At 71.6% G+C, this 18683-nt stretch carries 11 protein-coding genes; 8 read left to right on the plus strand and 3 right to left on the minus strand.

Going from position 1 to position 18683, the window contains the following annotated elements:
* Positions 1-105: 105 nt before the first annotated feature.
* A complete protein-coding gene (locus ACZ32T_RS03260) occupies positions 106-1143 on the plus strand; it encodes a rod shape-determining protein (RefSeq protein WP_467365088.1) in 1038 nt (345 codons plus the stop codon).
* A gap of 16 nt (positions 1144-1159) precedes the next feature.
* Positions 1160-2665 (plus strand): sensor histidine kinase, encoded by a 1506-nt coding sequence (locus ACZ32T_RS03265; RefSeq protein ID WP_467365090.1) that lies wholly within the window; start codon positions 1160-1162, stop codon positions 2663-2665.
* Here the strand turns inward: ACZ32T_RS03265 and ACZ32T_RS03270 are convergent.
* Positions 2643-3074 (minus strand): Lrp/AsnC family transcriptional regulator, encoded by a 432-nt coding sequence (locus ACZ32T_RS03270; protein ID WP_467262429.1) that lies wholly within the window; start codon positions 3072-3074, stop codon positions 2643-2645. The two genes, ACZ32T_RS03265 and ACZ32T_RS03270, sit on opposite strands and share 23 nt — an antisense overlap.
* A 233-nt stretch (positions 3075-3307) precedes the next feature.
* Between ACZ32T_RS03270 and ACZ32T_RS03275 the strand changes: the two genes are divergently transcribed.
* From ACZ32T_RS03275 to ACZ32T_RS03290, 4 genes are all read left to right on the plus strand, one after another.
* A complete protein-coding gene (locus tag ACZ32T_RS03275) occupies positions 3308-4447 on the plus strand; it encodes an MFS transporter (RefSeq protein WP_467365661.1) in 1140 nt (379 codons plus the stop codon).
* Positions 4448-4491: 44 nt separating this feature from the next.
* Positions 4492-5949: an acyl-CoA synthetase gene (locus ACZ32T_RS03280; protein WP_467365093.1), complete on the plus strand. Its 1458-nt coding sequence runs from the start codon at positions 4492-4494 to the stop codon at positions 5947-5949.
* 4 nt (positions 5950-5953) lie between these two features.
* Positions 5954-7303, plus strand: coding sequence for a carboxyl transferase domain-containing protein (locus ACZ32T_RS03285; protein ID WP_467365663.1), 1350 nt, complete (start codon positions 5954-5956; stop codon positions 7301-7303).
* Positions 7304-7731: 428 nt separating this feature from the next.
* The gene (locus ACZ32T_RS03290; protein ID WP_467262431.1) at positions 7732-8529 is read left to right on the plus strand and encodes a VOC family protein; all 798 of its coding nucleotides are present in this window, start codon (positions 7732-7734) and stop codon (positions 8527-8529) included.
* A 12-nt stretch (positions 8530-8541) separates the two neighbouring features.
* Here ACZ32T_RS03290 and ACZ32T_RS03295 read toward each other — a convergent pair whose 3' ends face one another.
* Complete coding sequence (locus ACZ32T_RS03295; RefSeq protein WP_467262432.1) at positions 8542-9810, minus strand: MFS transporter; 1269 nt, start codon at positions 9808-9810, stop codon at positions 8542-8544.
* Positions 9811-9989: 179 nt separating this feature from the next.
* Here ACZ32T_RS03295 and ACZ32T_RS03300 point away from each other — a divergent pair, with 179 nt between their 5' ends.
* Both ACZ32T_RS03300 and ACZ32T_RS03305 read left to right on the plus strand, forming a co-directional pair.
* Entirely contained in the window at positions 9990-12335 is a 2346-nt protein-coding gene (locus ACZ32T_RS03300; RefSeq protein ID WP_467365095.1) for a GH92 family glycosyl hydrolase, read from the plus strand.
* A gap of 274 nt (positions 12336-12609) precedes the next feature.
* Positions 12610-14142 (plus strand): PQQ-dependent sugar dehydrogenase, encoded by a 1533-nt coding sequence (locus tag ACZ32T_RS03305; protein WP_467365097.1) that lies wholly within the window; start codon positions 12610-12612, stop codon positions 14140-14142.
* 95 nt (positions 14143-14237) lie between these two features.
* Here ACZ32T_RS03305 and ACZ32T_RS03310 read toward each other — a convergent pair whose 3' ends face one another.
* Entirely contained in the window at positions 14238-18515 is a 4278-nt protein-coding gene (locus ACZ32T_RS03310) for a discoidin domain-containing protein (RefSeq protein ID WP_467365099.1), read from the minus strand.
* Positions 18516-18683: the final 168 nt, after the last annotated feature.

Here is an 18683-nt window from a genome sequence, read left to right on the forward strand (position 1 = left end):
CCCCTACGGCTCACCCAGCGCGCGCCGCACCGGCCACGGAGCGACGATGCCAGGACAGCCGGCTGCCGCCGGTGCCCCCCGTCAGCGCTCTCGGGAGAACCTGCCGTGACCGTCAGTCTCGAACAGTTGCGCCGTTGCCATGTCGCCGTCGATCTCGGGGCCGCGAGGACCCGTGTGTACATCAAGGGAGTGGGGCTCGTCGTCGACGAGCCCAGTGTCGCCGCCGTGAACATGCGGACCGGCTCACTCATCGCCGTCGGCGCGCTCGCCGAGCAGATGACCGGCCGTACGCCCGCGTACATCCGGGTGGCCCGTCCCGTCTCCGGCGGGACCGTCGTCGACATCGACATGGCGCAGCGGATGCTGCGCCATCTGCTCGGTGAGAAGCTCCGCCGCCAGCTGCGCCGCAAGCCACGGCTGCGCGCCGCCGCCTGCGTCCCGCACGACGCCGATCCGCTGGCCCAGCGGGCGGCCGTCGAGACCCTCGTGGGGCTCGGCGCGCGGCGGGTGGAGCTGGTCGACACCCTCATCGCCGCGGCCATCGGCTGCGGGCTGCCGGTCGAGCAGCCGACCGCCACCATGATCATGGTCTGCGGGGCGGCCACCACCCAGATCGCCGTGCTCTCGCTCGGCTCGATCGTGACGGCCGTACGCATCCCGATCGGCGGCGAGGCCATCGACCAGGCGGTCATCCAGCATCTGCGCCAGCACCACGAGCTGATGCTGCCCAGCCAGTCCGTGCGCCCCCTGCAGCTGGCGCTCCGGGGCAACGGACTCACGCTCGCCGGCCCGGCGGTGACGGAGATCCACGGGCGGGACGTGGCGACCGGTCTGGCCCGTTCGGTCCAGGTCGACACCGCCGCCGTACGCCAGGCGATCCACACCCCGCTGACCGCGGTGCTCGACGGGCTGGGGAAGGTGCTGCGTGAATGCCCGCCCGACCTGGTGGCCGACATCGCGGAGTCCGGAATCATGATGGTCGGCGGCAGCGCGCTGCTGCCGGGGCTCGACCAGATGCTGCGCGACGCCACGGGTGTGCCCGTGAACATCGCCGAGCGGCCCGACGTGTGCTCGGTGCTGGGGCTCGGCGCGATGCTGGACGGCACGGTCCAGCCGCTGGTCCTCGCCCCGCTCGCCGGCTGAAGCCGGCGGGCCGCCGGTGGACGGGACGGATCCGGACCTGCGGACCACCCTCCAGCACATCGTGGACACCGCGACGGCGCTGGCCGGGGCGCGTTACGGCGCGCTGGCCCTCCTCCACGGGGAGGACCGCCATGTCACCGACCTGTTCACCACCGGCCTGTCCGACGGCGAACGCCGCGCGGCGAGCCCGCTCCTGGACGGGCGTACGGGGATCCTCGGGGCCCTCGTGGACGAGGACCAGGCCGTGCGCGTCGACGATCTGACGGCAGGCCCGCACCCCCGCGTCCTTCCGGAGCCGCTCCTGCCGATGAGTTCCTTCCTCGGGGCGCCCGTCCGGGTGCACACCGAGGTGCTCGGCAGCCTCTGCCTCACCGCCGGGGAGCCGGGGCGCTTCACGGACACCGAGTCGGCGCTGCTGCGGCTGCTCGCCTCCCAGGCCGCCGCGGCGATCAGCGGCGCCCATCTGTACGAGGCGGCACGGCAGCGGGAGCACTGGATCGAGGGGGCGGCGGCCGTCACCCGGGCGCTGCTGACCGGAGCGGGCACGACGGACGCCCTGACGACCGTCGCCGAGCGGGCCAGGGTGCTGGCCGACGCGGCGGCCGGGGTGATCCTCCAGCCGACCCCGGGCGGCGGGATGGAGATCGTCGCCGCCTCCACGCTGGACGATCCGGCCGGCCTGGTCGGCACCGCCATCGAGCCCGGCTCCCCCGTCCTCGTGCAGTTGCTGGGCGGGGAGGAGGTCTTCATCGATGACTCCGCGACGGACGACCGGATGACGACGCCCGTACGCTCCCGGTTCGGCCCCAGCATGATGCTGCCCCTGGAGAACGAGGGCAGGCTCATCGGCACACTGGCCCTCCCCCGGCGGCGCGGCGAAGCCCCGTACACGGCGATGGACCGGCAGCTCGCCTCCCAGTTCGCCTCCCAGGCGGCGCTGGCCCTGGTGATGGCCGACGCGCAGCACTACAGGGAACAGCTGGCGGTCTACGAGGACCGCGACCGCATCGCGCGTGACCTGCACGACCTCGTCGTACAGCGGCTCTTCGCCACGGAGATGATGCTTGAGTCGACCCGCCGCAAGGACCTCGCGGGCGACGCCCGGACCGCCGAGCTGCTCGGCCACGCGGTCGACGAGCTGGACTCCACGATCCAGGAGGTCAGGACCGCGATCTTCGCGCTGCAGCAGCCGCCGGCCGAGGCCCCCACGACCTTCCGCGGCCGGGTCCTGCGCGAGACGGGCGGAGCGGCGGCGGTGCTCGGCTTCCAGCCGTCGGTCCAGTTCACCGGCGCGGTGGACGCCCTGGTGCGGGAGCCGGTGGACGGCGAACTGCTCGACGTGCTGCGCGGCGCCCTGGCGGCCGCGCACCGGCGGGCGGAGGTGTCGGCCGTCGAGGTCGAGGTGGACGCGACGGCGCGGCTGCCCGACGGGCGGGCGGCGGTGCGGCTGGTGGTCGCGGACAACGGGCGCGCCGAGGACGGCGGCCGGTCCGCGACCGTCACCTGGACGGCGCCGCTCTGAGTGCGATCCGGGTGTTGGAGTGGGCGACGCCCGCGTCCTTCTTCAGCCGTCGCAGCAGCGTGTCCAGGGAGCCGGGGTCGGCCGCCGTGGCGCGTACGAGGTAGTCGTGGGCGCCCGTCACGTGCACCACCTCGGTGATGCCGGGCAGGGTCAGCACCGAGCGTTCGAACTCCTCGTTCGTCGTGTCGAGACGCAGCGACACGTCGATGAAGACGACGAGGCCCGAACGAGTGTCGGCGGCGGGGTCGACGATGACCGTGAAGCCCCGGATCACCCCGTCGCGGCGCATCCGGCGCACACGGTCGCCCGCGGCGTTGGCACTGAGCCCCACGCGCACGCCCAGATCGCGGTACGAGATCCGGGCGTCCTCCTGGAGAATGCCGAGTATCTCTCTGTCCAACCGGTCCATACCGGTGATTGTCGCAGCTCGGGGCGGGAAACGGCGGGTCACAAGCCCGTCCGTGGGCCGCCTGGAGGCCGTACGCCCATGGGGCGTCTGCCGTGCGACGGCCTTACCCGGATGGCGCAGCCCGCCGTGCCGCACCCTCCCCTCCCCCCTTGACTTGCGGTGTGGAGACAACCGCCCAGCAGGCCCCCGCCCCGGACCGGAAGCAGTCCGCCGCCGCCTACCGGAACCTGGTCATGGCCACGATCGGATTCACGCTCACCTTCTGGGCGTGGAACCTGATCTCCCCCCTGTCCGGTGACTTCAAGGAGCGGCTCGGCCTGAGCTCCTTCCAGCAGTCGCTGCTGGTGGCGGTGCCCGTGCTCGTCGGCTCGCTCGGCCGGATCCCGGCGGGCGCGCTGACCGACAAGTACGGCGCCAAGCTGATGTTCCCGGCCGTCTCGGCCCTGACGATCGTCCCGGTGCTGCTGCTCATCCCCGCGAAGGACTCGTACGGGGCGATGCTGGCGGTCGGCTTCCTGCTCGGGCTCGGCGGCACGACGTTCGCGATCGGCATCCCGCTGGTCAACTCGTGGTTCCCGCCGGTGAAACGGGGTCTCGCGCTCGGGGTGTTCGGGATGGGCATGGGCGGCGTCGCGCTGTCCGGCTACTTCACGCCGAGGATCGCCGAGCACGACGTGAACCTGCCGTTCTGGATCGTCGCCGGAGCGCTCCTGGTCTACTCGCTGCTCGCGGCGGTCCTCATCACCGACCACCCGGGCCGGAAGGTGCCGACGGACTCCCTGGGCCACCGGCTGGGCGAGGCGGGCCGGCTGCGGGTGACCTGGGAACTGTCCGCGCTGTACGCGATCGGCTTCGGCGGCATCGTCGCGTTCGGGGTGTATCTGCCGACGTATCTGAAGACCTGGTACGAGATGTCACCGACGGAGGCGGGCACCAAGGCGGCCGGGTTCGCGCTGGTCACCGTCATCTTCCGGCCGATCGGCGGCTGGCTGTCGGACCGGATGCACCCCGCCCTGGTCACGGCCGGGGCTCTGCTGCTGGCCGCGCTGATGGCCATCGTCCAGGCCTTCGACCCGTCGCTGGATCCGCTCGGCACGATCGCGCTCCTCTGCATGGCGGCCGGTCTCGGCACCGCGAGCGGAAGCGTCTTCGCCCTGGTCTCGCAGGTGACCCCGCAGGCCAAGGTGGGCAGCGTGACCGGCATCGTCGGTGCGATGGGCGGGCTCGGCGGCTTCGTCCCGCCGCTGGTCATGGGGGCGATCTACAGCGCGAAGGACTCGTACTCGATCGGCTTCATGCTGCTCTCCGACCTGGCGCTGGCGGGCGCCGTCTACGCCTACGGCCGGATGCGGACCGTCCGGCGCGACGGCTGACGGCCCTCTTCGGGACTCCGGGGTCAGCCCTTAGGCTTCGCCGGGTGACCTCTCTTCTGCCCGCGCTGAGCGGAGCGTCCGGCCGCACGGACTCCCCCGAGGCCGTCCGGTTCGGCGAACACGCCCTTACCTACGCACAGTTGGCCGATGCGACCGCCTCCCTCGCCGTCCGGATCGCGGGGGCGGGGCGCGTCGCGGTGTGGGCCACGTCCACCCCGGAGACGGTGGTCGCCGTCGTGGCGGCGCTACGGGCGGGGGTGCCCGCCGTGCCACTCAATCCGAAGACCGGTGAGCGGGAACTCACGCACATCGTCGCCGACAGCGCCCCGTCGGTGGTGCTGGCCGGGGCCGACGACGTACTGCCGTCCGCGCTGGGCGGCCTGGAGCGGCTGGACGTCGACACGGCCGCCCGCCCGACGGAGGCCGGCGTCGCCGAGCCCTCCGCGGACGCCCCCGCGCTGGTCGTCTACACCTCGGGCACGACGGGCCCGCCCAAGGGCGCCGTCCTGCCCCGCCGGGCGATCGCCGCGACGCTGGACGCGCTGGAGGACGCCTGGCGGTGGACCGCCGAGGACGTCCTGGTCCACGCCCTGCCGCTGTTCCATGTGCACGGGCTGATCCTGGGCGTCCTCGGCCCGCTGCGCCGGGGCGGCTCCGTGCGTCACCTCGGCCGGTTCTCGGCGGAGGGGGTGGCCCGGGAGCTGCGCTCCGGGGGGACGATGCTGTTCGGGGTGCCCACGATGTACCACCGGCTGGCAGGCGCGCTGGACGGCTCCACGGGGTCCGGCGACCTCGCGAAGGCCCTGGCGGGCGCCCGGCTGCTGGTCTCGGGCTCGGCGGCGCTGCCGGTCCACGACCACGAGCGGATCGCCGCCGCCACCGGCCGGAGGGTCATCGAGCGGTACGGGATGACCGAGACCCTGATGAACACGGGCGTACGGGCCGACGGCGCGCCCCGGGCCGGGACGGTCGGCCCGCCACTGCCGGGCGTGGAGCTCAGGCTCGTCGAGGAGGACGGCACCGTGCTCCTGGACACCGCGTCCATCGGCGAGATCCAGGTGCGCGGCCCGAACCTCTTCACCGGTTATCTGAACCGGCCGGACGCCACGGCCGCCGCCTTCACCGAGGACGGCTTCTTCCGTACGGGCGACATGGCCACGGTCGACCCCGACGGCTATGTGCGGATCGTCGGACGCAAGGCCACCGACCTCATCAAGAGCGGCGGCTACAAGATCGGTGCCGGTGAGATCGAGAACGCCCTCCTCGACCACCCCGGTGTGCGGGAGGCGGCCGTCACCGGTGAGCCGGACGCGGACCTCGGCGAGCGCATCGTCGCCTGGGTGGTGCCGGCCGACCCCGGATCGCCCCCGGGAGAGCGGGAGCTGGCGGACCATGTGGCGGACCTGCTGGCACCGCACAAACGCCCGCGCGTCGTCCGCTACCTCGACGTACTGCCCCGGAACGAGCTGGGCAAGATCATGAAGAGGTCGCTCGGTGTCTGACCCCATGTGCGCCCGCCTGTCGGCACGGGAGGCGATCGCCGCCGTCGCCGGCAGCTTCACGGAGCACCGTCCGGCCGGGCGGGCCGTCCCGCCGGACGGCCCGCTCGGCTGGGGCGGTTACGCGGAGTCCAGGGCGCGCGCCTCGGCACGGACCGGCGAGGAGGAGTCCGTCCTGTACGGGACCGCCGTCGTCGGCGGCCGGGAGTGCGTCCTGGTCTCGTTCGAATTCGGCTTCCTGGGCGGCTCGTTGGGCGGTCACACGGGAGACCGGCTGGAGGCCGCGTACACGCTGGCGGGTGAGCTGAGGCTGCCTCTCGTCTCGCTCGTCGCCACCGGGGGCAGCCGGATGCAGGAGGGCATGATCGCGCTGATACAGCTTCAGCGGGTGGCCCGCGCGTCCACGCGGCTGAGGGCCCAGGGGCTGGCGCAGATCGCGGTGCTGCGGGACCCGACGACCGGCGGCGGCTGGGCGACCGTGGGAGCGGGCTCCGACGTGGTGCTGGCGCTGCCCGGTGCGCAGATCGGCTTCGCGGGGTCCCGGGTGCGGCCCGCGGACGCGGATCCGTACGCGTACACCGCCGAGGGGCAGCTCGCGGCGGGCCAGGTCGACGCGGTCGTCACGCCGCGGGAGCTGCCGGGCACGCTGGGCCGCTGGCTGGCCGCGCTGGCGGTCGCGGAGCCGGTGCGGGCCGCCCCGGTGCCGGGCGCCCTGTCGGCCACGGGGCTGCCGGCGACGGGCTGGGAGGCGGTGGAGCAGGCCCGGGCGGCGGCACGGCCACGGGCCGAGGCCTATCTGGACGCGTACTTCGACGACCGGCTCCCCTTGAGCGGCGACCGGTGCGGCGGCAGGGATCCCGGGCTGCTCTGCGGGGTGGGTCTGCACGCCGGGCGCCCCGTGGCGTACGCCGCGCAGTGCGGCACCGCGACCCGCCCCGCGGGCTACCGCACGGCGGCCCGGGTGATCCGGATGGCGGACCGGCTCGGCCTCCCCGTGCTGACCCTGATCGACACCCCCGGCGCCGCCAACGACGCGGAGGCGGAGCGGGCGGGCGCGGGCGCCGCCATCGCCGACGCCTTCGCGGCGGTGGCCGGGGCCCAGGTCCCCGTGACGACGCTCGTGATCGGCGAGGGCGGCTCCGGCGGGGCACTGGCCCTGGCCGCGCCCGACAACACCTATGTCACGGCGGACAGCTACTTCTCGGTGATCGCCCCGGAACTGGCGGCGGCCATCCTGAAGCGCGGTCCCCACGAGGTGCGGTCCACCGCCGACCAGCTCCGGCTGCGCCCCCAGGACCTGGTGGAGCTCGGAGTTGCCCGTTCGGTGGTCGGACACGCCCGGACATCCGGCGGCTGACGGGCGTCGCACGAGCCCGCCCGGGGCTCCGACGGCGCCTCACGGCAGGCCCAGGACACGTATGCGGACGGTGGCGCAGGCGGAGCGGCACGGCTTCGAGACGTACAGCCGGCAGCTCGCCTGGGCGCTCACCGCCTACCTGGCGCCCCACGGCCTCTGGCAGGACCAGCGCGCGATCCAGGGGACCGCCCTCGTCGCCGCTGAAAGAGCCGGCGACGCGACGGGCCAGGCCATGACCTGCCGCCTGCTCGCCCGTGCCGCGCCGGCTCCGGGAGCCGTGACCGCCGGAACCCGAGAGGGGTCGAGCTCCCACGACCGGTCGTGGCCGCGCTCCGCCGGGAGCGCCGGGAGGCGTTCGGCGCGCCGTTGGAGCAGCCGTTGGCTAGCTTTACGTGGAGACCATCCGTCGAGCGAGAAAGGCCCGAGTCATGGCCGTAGAACCCGAGGGCACTCCGTGCTGGGCCGACGGCACGTTCGGCGACCTCGAAGGGGCGAGACGTTTCTACGGTGAGCTCCTGGGCTGGACGTACGCCGACTCGATGCCGGAGTTCGGCGACTACACCCAGGCCTACGTGGACGGGAAGGCGGTCGCCGCGCTGTCGCCTCCGATGCCCGGCCAGGAGGCATCGAACGCCTGGTGTCTGTACCTCGCGTCACCGGACGCCGCCGCCACCGCCACGAAGATCCGCGAACACGGGGGCCAGGTGGTGGTGGAGCCGATGCGGGTCGGCGACTTCGGGACGATGGTGCTGGCCACCGACCCCGGCGGAGCGGCCTTCGGGGTGTGGCAGGCCGGCAGTCATGAAGGGTTCGGGGCCCGGGCGGTGCCCGGCGCCTTCGCCTGGGCCGAGATCTTCACCCGGGAGCCGGCGAAGGCGGACTTCTTCTTCCCGTCCGTCTTCGGATACGGCGTGAAGCACCTGGACGACGACGCCATCGACTTCTCGCTCTACGACCTGGGCGCCGACCCGGTGCTCGGCCGGATGAAGATGGGCGAGGAGTTCCCGCCCCAGGTGCCGGCCCATCTGAACGTCTACTTCGGCGTGGCCGACTGCGACGCGGCGGTGGAGAAGGCGAAGGCGCTCGGGGCGGAGCTCCGCGTCGGGCCGATGACCATCCCGTTCGGCCGGTTCGCGACCCTCACGGACCCGCAGGGCGCGGTGTTCTCGGTGTTCGACCCCACGACGACCGGGGGCGGGATGCCGGACGTCACCGACGTCTCCTGACCGGCCCCGGTCCTACGGCTGGGGATCGCGTGCGTCGTAGCGGGCGAAGGCGCGCCAGCGCAGCCCGAGCAGGGACACCACCAGCACGCACGCGATGCCGCCACCGGTCACCGCCACGGCCGGTGAGGTCAGATCGGCCACGGAGCCGGCCACGAGATCGCCGAGCCGCGGGCCGCCCGCCACGACGACGATGAACACGCCCTGCAGCCGGCCGCGCATGTCGTCCGGCACGGCCGCCTGGAGCATGGTGTTGCGGAACACCATCGAGATGGAGTCCGCGCACCCGGCGAGCGCGAGCAGGACCAGCCCGGGCCAGAGCTGCCGGGTGAGCCCGAACACCGCGATGGCTCCGCCCCAGCAGGCCACGGCGATCAGCACCGCGAGCCCGTGCCGGCGGATGCGGCCCAGCCACCCGGAGAAGACACTGCCGAGCAGCGCCCCCAGCGCCGGGGCGGCGACGAGGAGTCCGGTGGTCTTCGCGTCGCCGCCGAACCAGACCACGGCGACCACGGGGAAGAGGGCCCGGGGGTGGGCGAGCACCATGGCGCTCAGGTCGGTGAAGAAGGTCATCCGGAGATTGGGCCTGGTGCCGAGGAAGCGCAGGCCGTCCATGACGGACGCCCGCCCCGCCCCCTTCTCCCCCGCGGCCCGGTCGGGCAGCATCGAGGGCAGCCGCCACATCGCGTACAGCGAGGCCGTGAAGGTGATGGCGTCGACGGTGTACGCCGCCCGGTAGCCCCACCAGCCGACGATGAGGCCGCCGAGCATCGGGCCTGCCAGGCCGCCGGTGGTGGACGTCATGGCGTTGAGCGCGTTGGCGGCGGGCAGCTGCTCGGCCGGCAGCAGCCGGGCGATCATCGAGCTCCGGGCCGGGGAGTTGAGCGCGAAGCACACGGCCTGGAGGGCCACGACCGCGTAGAGCAGTCCCACGTGCTCGACCCCGGCGAACGTCACCGCGGCCAGCACGAGGGAGAGCAGGAACGAGCCGGTGGCGCTGAAGAGCCCCAGCCGGCGCCGGTCGACGGTGTCGGCGACGGCTCCGCTGTACAGACCGAGGAGCACCAGCGGGACGAGTGAACAGAGACCGATCAGCCCTACGGAGAACGCTGACCCGGTGATGTCGTAGACCTGGAGGGAGACGGCGAGCGCCGTCATGCCCTGCCCGATCCAGGAAACGGTGTTCCCGAACCAGAGCCGCCGGTAGTCGGGTGAGGAACGCAGCGGCGTCAGGTCGGCGAGTATGCGGGTGCGGGATACACCTTGTTTGGCTGTTTCGGTCACAAGGGATGGTAGCGAGCCCTCGCGGCGGATGCTTCGGGCCCGGTCCCGGCCGGACCGGACACCCGGACAGGCGAGTGGCAACGATGGGTTGACGCAACAGCAGGGCAACGGCAAAGATCGTCGAGCTCGAGATTGACAACGTTGTCTACGAGAGGATCGCGATGAGAGCGTTTCAGCGCGTGTTCACCACCTTGCTGGTCACCACCACCGTGGCCGCGGCTTCCGTCACCTCCGGCGCCGCCTACGCCAAGGAGCACGGCCCGAAGTTCGCCGATGACCCCACCACTCTTGTCGACACATCGATAGGCAACAACGGTGACGGGACGACCTTCCCGGGCGCCACGGCCCCGTTCGGCATGGTGCAGCTGAGCCCCGACACCCAGCTGAACAAGTACGCCTCCTACGACTACGCGCAGGACACCATCCTCGGCTTCAGCCACACGCACCTCTCGGGTGTCGGCTGTCAGACGATGGGCAACTTCCGGTTCATGCCGACCACCGGTGCGGTCACGTCGTCCGACCCGGCCCGGTACGGCGCGAAGTTCAGCCATGACAACGAGACCCGCGCGCCGGGCTACTACGGCGTGAAGTTCGACAACGACATCCAGGCCGAACTCAGCGCGACCGAGCGCACCGGCCAGCACCGCTACACCTTCCCCGCCGGGGCGACATCGCAGAACGTGCTCATCGAGAGTGGCCAGAGCAACGGCAGCACCTTCGCCGGCGACATCAAGGTGGTCGGTGACGACACCGTGGAGGGCTGGCTCCAGGGGGGCAACTTCTGCGGTGAGACCGGCAAGGAGCGTTACCGGGTCTACTTCAGCGCCAAGTTCGACCGTGCGTTCTCGAAGTTCGGCACCTGGTCCGACGACACCCTCGCCCCGAACCGTCGCGAGGCGTCGCGCGGCACCGAGCGCGCCGGCGCCTGGCTGACGTTCGACCCGTCCGGCGGCGACCAGGTCGGTGCCTCGGTGGGCCTCTCCTACACCTCGGCCGACGGCGCGCGCCTCAACCGCAGGGCCGAGCAGCCGCGCTCGTTCGACAAGGCACGCACCGGCGCGCACGACGCATGGCAGGACGAGCTGAACCGCATGCGCGTGGCCGGTGGCAGCACCGCCGACCGGCGCACCTACTACAGCGCGCTCTACCGCTCGCTGCTGCACCCGTCGATCGGTTCCGACGTCGACAACCGTTACCGCGGCTTCGACGACAAGGTGCACCGCGCGGATTCCACGTACTACCAGATGTTCTCGCTCTGGGACACCTACCGCTCGCAGAACCAGTTGGTGGCCCTGCTCAACCCGGACAAGGCCGCGGACATGGCCAAGTCCGTGCTGCGCGTCTACCAGGACGGCGGCTGGCTGCCGCGCTGGGGGCTCGGCAACGGCGAGACCAACGTGATGAGCGGCGACCCCGTCACCCCGTGGGTCGTCGACATCTACAACCGGGGCCTGCTCGACGACCGCACCTCGCGACAGCTCTTCGACGCACTCTGGAAGAACGTCAACGAAGTCCCCTCGGACCAGTCGGCCTTCCGCGGCCGTGACGGCAACCCGACGTACCTGAAGAACGGCTGGGTCGGCTACCAGGACCTCCCCGGTTACACGTACGGCGACAGCCGCCAGGCGGGCTCGGCGACGCTCGAGTACTCGGCTGCCGACTGCGCGCTGTCCACGATGGCCGACGGCCTCGGCTACAAGGACAAGGCCGCGGCGCTCGCCCCGCGGTGCGAGAACTTCACCAAGCTCTGGGACAACGACGTCACGTCGCAGGGCTTCTCGGGGTTCCCCGTCACGAGGAACGCGGACGGCACCGTGGCCGGCGACCCCGACCCCACCCGGTCCGGCGCGTTCCACGAGGGCACCGCATGGCAGTACCAGTGGCTCGCCCAGCAGGACCCCCGGACCCTCTTCGGCCTGATGGGCGGCCAGAAGAAGGCTGAGCAGCGGCTCGACACGTTCTTCGACATGCCGACAGTGCTCTCCGACCCGGCGAAGGCCGCTTCGGAGTCGTGGGTGACCGGCGCGTACGACTACCACAACAACTTCGCCTTCAACCCGAACAACGAGCCCGACTTCCACGCCCCGTGGATGTACTCGTGGACCGGCGCACCGTGGAAGACCTCGGCGGTGCTGCGCGCGATGCGAACGCTGTTCACCGACGACGCCTACGGCATGCCCGGCAACGACGACCTCGGCTCCACCTCGTCGCTGCTCGTCTTCGCCATGGCCGGCGTCTTCGAGGCCCAGCCGGGGTCCGCCGACTACATCGTCAGCGCCCCCATGTTCGAGAAGGTCGAGATCAGGCCCGAGCACGGACGCAGGATCAGCATCGAGGCACCGGGCGCGAGCGCGTCGAAGCTCCAGTACGTGTCCTCGGTGGACACGGGCAAGGGCAAGCTGCGCCGCAGCTGGGTCTCCCACGAGGACCTGCTCCGCTCCGGCACGATCAGGATCAAGCTCTCCGGCAAGCCGACGAACTGGGGCGTCGACGCCGCCCCGCCGGCCCTGGTCCCCCGGGGCTGAGGCTTCGGGGTGCGGTCCCTCATGCGAGGGGCCGCACCCCTGTAACGCCGGGCGGGCGCCCCCGGAGTCGGTTTTGCGCCACCCGCCGTGAAGGTGGCGCGATCAAGCGTTGCCGCCCCGTTCCACGACGCGCAGCCTGGTGCGGGAGCGCTCCCATGCCGCCGCAGCCACGGTCTGGCCGCGCTCGTTCTCCATGGAACCGCCACCGCGTGCAAGCACCACCGATGTGCGAAGACCGCCACTGCGCAAGCGTCCCCCACTCTGGAGCCGACACATGCCAAGACGCCGCTGGGCCGGGTCAGTTCTGCTGGCCCTCCTGCTGACCGCGCCCCTCTCGCTCCCGGCCACCGCCGCCGATGCCGGGCCGCCCCGGACAGGAGCCGCACAGGCCTCGTCGACCGTCCCCCTTCCCTCGCTCAGCGCGACCACCACCCAGGTCGCCTCAGGACTGAAGCGGCCCACCGCCCTCGTCGCCCCCGACGACGGCACGGACCGGCTCTTCATCACCGAGAAGTCCGGCACCGTCCGCGTCTACCGGCCGGACACCGGGCTGGCCGCCACGCCGATCGTCGACATCAGGTCGGCCGTGGACGAGTCGGGCAACGAGCGCGGCCTGCTCGGCATCGCCGTGCCGCCCGACTTCGCCGACAGCCAGGACCTGTATCTGGCGTACACGGCGCTGCCCGACGGCGCGGTCACCCTCGCCCGCTACCGGCTCGACGAGTCCCGGCTGGAGGTCCTGCTCTCGCAGGAGCACGCCGAGAACAGCAACCACAACGGCGGCCAGCTCGCGTTCGGCCCGGACGGTCATCTGTACTGGAGCATCGGCGACGGCGGCGGCTCGGCGGACCCCCTGCGCGCCGCGCAGCGGCTGGACACCCTGCTCGGCAAGATCATGCGCATCGACGTGAGCGGGAGCTGCGGCGAGCTCGCGTACTGCGTCCCCGACGACAACCCCTTCGTGGGCACCCCCGGCGCCCGCGAGGAGATCTGGCTGTACGGACTGCGCAACCCCTGGCGGTTCTCCTTCGACGACGCCGACGGCTCGCTGTGGATCGGCGACGTCGGCCAGGGCCGCTGGGAGGAGATCGACCACCTCGCGCCCGGGCAGGGCGGGCTGAACCTCGGCTGGTCCTGCTACGAGGGGCTGGAGAAGTTCGAGGGCGGCCACTGCGTGACCGGCGAGACGTACACCGAGCCGGTCTTCACGTACTCGCCGTACACCGGAGGCTGCTCGGTCATCGGCGGCCGCGTCTACCGGGGCCAGGAGTACGCCGGACTGGTCGGCGGCACGTACATCGCCACCGACTACTGCTCGTCCACGGTCTGGGCCCTGCGCCCCGACGGCGCGGGCGGCTACGAGCAGGCGGAGATCGGGGAGATGCCCACCCAGGTGACATCGATCGGGGCGACCGCCGACGGGGAGTTCTACGTGGTCAACGATCTGCCCGGCGGCCTGCACCGGGTGTCGTTCGCCCAGGAGGAACCCACCTGCCGCGTGGACCGCACCGTGAAGGCCTGGGGTACGGGCACCACGGTCGACCTGACCGTCACCAACACGGGCAGCGCCCCCGTGGACGGCTGGCGGCTCGACTTCACGCTGCCCCTCGGCCAGACCGTCGTCTCCGACTGGAACACGGACCTGACCCAGCTGAGCAACACGGTCAGGGCGACCGACGCCTCGCACAACTCCCGGATCGCTCCGGGCGCGAGCATCACCCTCGGCTATCTCGTCGAGCACACCGGTGACGCGTCGGCCCCGCCGCGGTTCATGCTCAACGGAGACGCCTGCGCCGTCGGCGGCTGACCGGCCGGCCCGCTTCCGGCCGCCGTCCGAGGGTCTGAGCAAGGCCGAAGGGGCCCGCTCGAAGAGCGGGCCCCTTCGGTACGTCCCATCTGACGCTACTCGATGTTGATCTTGAATGTGCTGGTCCTGTTGCGGATGTCCTCGGCGTTGCCGCTCATCCGCAGGCCGCGGAAGGTGACGTCACCGACCGCGGGCCCCTGACCGGGTTCGGGCATCTCGTTCGCCCAGATGCCGAACCCGGACCTGGCGTCGAAAGCGTCGCCGCTCTTCCTGGAGTTCGTGATGGAGATGTCGGTGAAGAGCGTGTCCTTGACCGGGAACTGCGGCTGCCCGCCGACGTAGTTGGTCTGGAACATCACGCCGCCGTACGTGGAGTCCTCGATGTCGACGTCGTTGACGCGGATGCCCTGGAAGACCTTGGAGGCGGAGAAGACCCAGATGGCCGGGAAGACCTGTGAGCCCCAGAAATGGCCGCCTGTACGTTCCAGGGATACGTTGTCGATGGTCGTGGGCTCGCTGCCGAAGCCGTTCATCGGGTACCCGAAGTCCAGCGAGGAGATCGTGATGCCGGAGTACACCAGGGTGTCGGCGATCCGGATGTTGCGGAAGGTGTTGTCGTAGCCGCCGTAGACGGCCAGACCCGCCGCCCGCCAGGTCAGTGTCGCGGTGAGGTTCTCGTAGAGGTTGTTCTTCATGTCCGCTCCACCGGCGTCGATCGCCGAGAAGAGCGCGAAGCTGTCGTCACCCGTGGCCCGGGCGTCGTTGTTGACGACGTGGTTGTCCGTGGACCCGTTGGTCATGTTGACGCCGTCGGCGAACATGTCGCGGATCCGGGAGTTCTTGATGGTCATGCCGTCGGTGTTGGCGCCCCAGTAGAGGCACACCATGTGCTCGACCCAGATGTTGTCGATGGTGATGTCGGAGACGTTGGAGAAGTCGAACACCTTGCCGGGCCCGTCGATCCGGGACGTGTAGTTGCCGAAGTAGGCGAACCCAGAGAACGAGGAGCCCTTGGCGCTCGCGTCCGCCCGGAAGCCGACGTCCGTGTTCTCCTGGGAGGAGGGCGCGTGGAAACGGGTGAACCAGGGACCGGCCCCGACGATCTTCACCGCCTTGCCGTAGACCTGGAACTTGCTGGACGTCTCGTAGTCACCGGCCGGCAGGAAGACGCCGACAAGCTTGCCCGTGCTGTCCATGCGCACCTTGTCGATGGCGTTCTGCACGTCCTGGTGCGAGAAGCCGGCGGGCACGGTGTACGCGGCCGGGTCCGGGTTGGCCGCCGCGGTCGCCTGCTCGGTGTCGACGAAGTCGATGGCGTAGCTGGAGCTGTTGCCGGCGTCCTTCTGCAGCCGGATCCTGGAGCCGGCCGGGACGTTCCTGCCCAGTTGCAGGCTCGCCTCGTCGTAGATGTGCCGCGGGGCTCCGGCGCCGGGCGAGTTGCCGGGTGAGGCCTCGTTGCCGTAGAGCCAGGCGTACTTCGCCGTGAGGTCGATCGCCTTGAGGAACTGGCCGTCCACGTACACGTTGAGGGTCGTGTCGGTGCCGTCGGGGACCGAGAAGCGGGTGACGAGGGTGTTGGTGGCCGCGCGCGTGGTCCATTCGACGTACTGGCCGGTTCCGGTGAGGGTCACGGCCTTGCGGCCGCTGGCCTCACCGGCGATGTCACCGACGGTCCGGTTGGGGCCGACGGTCCTGGCGCCGCCACCGAGTGTGCCGTCCTCGGCCTCGTACATGTCGTAGGGCATGCTCGCCCCGCGTCCCACGAACAGCGACTGCGTCGTGGTGTTGTTGGCCCGCTTGACCGGCAGTTCGTTGGCGTCGTCGGCGATGACGGTCTTCACGGTGTACTTGCCGTTGCCCGCCGTCCACGAGCCGAGGCCGACCGGGGCGGCGGTCCGGCCCGCGGCGACGACGCCGTCATGGGAACCGGTGAGGGTCTTCACCGTGGCGCCCTTGTCGTCCTGGATCACCAGGGACACCCGGTGGGCACCGGACGCGGAGTCCGTCGTTCCCTGGTTCTTGATCGCTACGGAGAACGTCACCTCGTCGCCGGCCGAGGGGCTGGAGGGAGCCCAGGAGACCGGGGCGGCGATCAGGTCGGAGCTGGAGACCGGCTTGACGACCAGGGCGGCGGGCCGGACGAAGACGTTGTTCGCCTCGTCCTGCTCGATGACCCTGTTCGCCGGATCGGCCTCGGCGCCCACCTGGTAGCTGCCCTCGCTCCGGACCCCGATGCTCGCCGTGACGTTCTTCGACTCGCCGGGGGCGAGGGCGGGCACGTCCGCGGAGGCGGCCCTCTCGCCGCCCAGCGTGAAGTCCACGGTGGTGGCCGCCGCCGGCTTGCTCCCGCTGTTGGTGACCGACGCCGTGAGACCGACGGGGTCGGACTCGACCGGTGCGGCGGGCGCGTGGGTGATGCCGGTGATCTCCAGGTCCGGATTGGCGGCCGGGGTGCCGATCACCTGGACCTCGGCCACCTGCGCACCGGGAGCACCGGTGTTCTTGGTGAACTCGAGCTGGATGTCGGCGGCGGAGCCGGAGACCGGGATGGTCACCGTGTTGCCGCTGCCGGGTGAGAACGCGTAGTCCTTCGCCGCCGCCAGGTCCCTGAAGGCCGTCGTGCCCTGGCCGCGGCCGAGCACCTGGATGGTCTGGGTGCGCGCGGCCCATGCGGCGTCGGGGTTCAGCTTGACGACGACCTGGCTGAGGTCCGCGTCAGCGCCCAGCTTCGTGGTGAGGGTGGCCGGGTAGGCCCCGCTCGCCCCTTCCCAGTACGTGCTGGTGGAGCCGTCGTTGGCGTTGGCCGCGAGGTAGGTGGAGTTGTTCGAGGACGCCTCGACGGGCTTGCCCTGGGCGAGGTCGGAGCCGGTGCCGCTGGTCGAGCCGGGGCGTGTGACGCTGTTGCTCGGCGCCGACGTGTTCCCGGCGGCGTCCTTCGCCCTCACGTGGTAGGTGACCGTGGAGGCCGCAGGCGGGCGGTGGGTGAACGTCGTGACATCACCAGCGACGGACTCGACGAGCCGGCCGTCCGCGTAGACGTCGTAGCCGCTGACCCGGGTGTCGTCCTGGGACGCCTGCCATCTGAGCTCGACGTCACCACCGGACTGCGTGTACGCGAGGTTGCCGGGAGCCGTGGGCGCCTGGGTGTCGCCGCCGGAGCCCTTGCGGGTGACGCTGTTGCTGTCGGAGGAGACGTTGCCCGCCGCGTCCTTGGCGCGGACGAAGTAGGTGACGTCGTCGGCGGCCGGCCGGTTGTCGGTGTACGTCAGGGTGTTCGCGGGGAGGCTCGCCCGCAACTGGCCGTTGGCGTAGACGTCGTAGCCGGTGACGCCCGTGTCGTCCGTCGACGCCTTCCAGCTGAGCGCGATCTGCCCGGTGGCGGGCTCGGTGTAACTGAGGCCGGAGGGAGCGGTGGGCGCCTGGACGTCACCGGCCGCGGGCCCGTACACCTCGAGCTCGGACAGCTGACCGGCCGGCCAGCCCGTGTTGGCGGTGATCAGCACCCGGACGTAGCGGGTCGTGGTGGTGTCGAAGCTGATGTCGGCCGACTGACCGCTGCCGCTGTCGAACGCGTACGCCTTCGATGCCGTCAGGTCGGTGAAGTTCCGGTTGTCGGTGGAACCCTGGAGCTTGAGTGTCTGGGTGCGGCCCGGCCATCCGCCCGGCAGGCGCAGCGCCACCTGGTTCACCTTGACGGAGGAGCCGAGGTCCACCTGCACCCACTGGGGGAACGCGTTGTTCTCGCTCTCCCAGTAGGTGTCGCGGTTGCCGTCCCCGGCGTTGGCCGCGCGGTACACGTCGGCGTGGCCGCTGGCGCTGAAGGGCTTGCCCTGCGCGAGGTCGGGGGTGGAGGCGGTGGTGGTGAGCACCCGCAGCTCGGCCAGTTGCGCGGTTGCGGCGCCGGAGTTCCCGCTGAAGTCGGCGCGGACGTGGCGGGCGAGGGTCGCGGGTACGGAGATCTTGACCGTGTTGCCGTTCCCGGGGCTGAAGACGTACTGCGCCGAGGTCTTGAGCGTGGTGAAGCTCTTGCCGTCGGCGCTTCCCTGCAGGGCCAGCGTCTGCTTGCGGGTCTGCCAGTGGGCGGGCAGACGCAACACGACCTCCCGGACGCGCCGGGCCCTCCCGAGATCGGTCTGCACCCACTGGGCCGACTTCTTGCCGGCCTGCCAGTAGGTGCGGGCGTCCCCGTCACTCACCTTGCCGGCGGAGTGCGCGCCGAGGGTGCTGCCTGCTCGGGCCGGGGCGCCGGCGGCGGTGTCCGGACCGCCGGCGGCGTGCGCGTCGATGGCCGGCAGTCCCAGGACCATGACGGTCGAGGCCAGTGCGGCGGTGGCGGTGCGCTGCTTCCAGCGACCGGCCTTGGATGGGGGCATGCGGGGTCCCTCCCTGCGAAGGCTCACGTACCGGGGGCAGTACGCGAGTGCGGCTCGTTAAGGGCTGAGCGGTGGCGCGGTACTGCGGGCGGATCCGGAAGTGGCCTGTGGGGTCATCGCGGGCATGAACGCGATCCCACCGTCACGGACATCAGCTTCTTGCGTCGA

Source organism: Streptomyces sp. NPDC023573, from assembly GCF_055559735.1.

What these genes read in the sequence shown, in the direction of transcription:
- ACZ32T_RS03305 (WP_467365097.1), top strand. Translation starts at nt 12,610, where the DNA reads ATGCCAAGACGCCGCTGGGCCGGGTCAGTTCTGCTGGCCCTCCTGCTG.
- ACZ32T_RS03290 (WP_467262431.1), top strand. Translation starts at nt 7,732, where the DNA reads ATGGCCGTAGAACCCGAGGGCACTCCGTGCTGGGCCGACGGCACGTTC.
- ACZ32T_RS03270 (WP_467262429.1), bottom strand. Translation starts at nt 3,074, where the DNA reads ATGGACCGGTTGGACAGAGAGATACTCGGCATTCTCCAGGAGGACGCC.
- ACZ32T_RS03275 (WP_467365661.1), top strand. Translation starts at nt 3,308, where the DNA reads ATGGCCACGATCGGATTCACGCTCACCTTCTGGGCGTGGAACCTGATC.
- ACZ32T_RS03285 (WP_467365663.1), top strand. Translation starts at nt 5,954, where the DNA reads ATGTGCGCCCGCCTGTCGGCACGGGAGGCGATCGCCGCCGTCGCCGGC.
- ACZ32T_RS03310 (WP_467365099.1), bottom strand. Translation starts at nt 18,515, where the DNA reads ATGCCCCCATCCAAGGCCGGTCGCTGGAAGCAGCGCACCGCCACCGCC.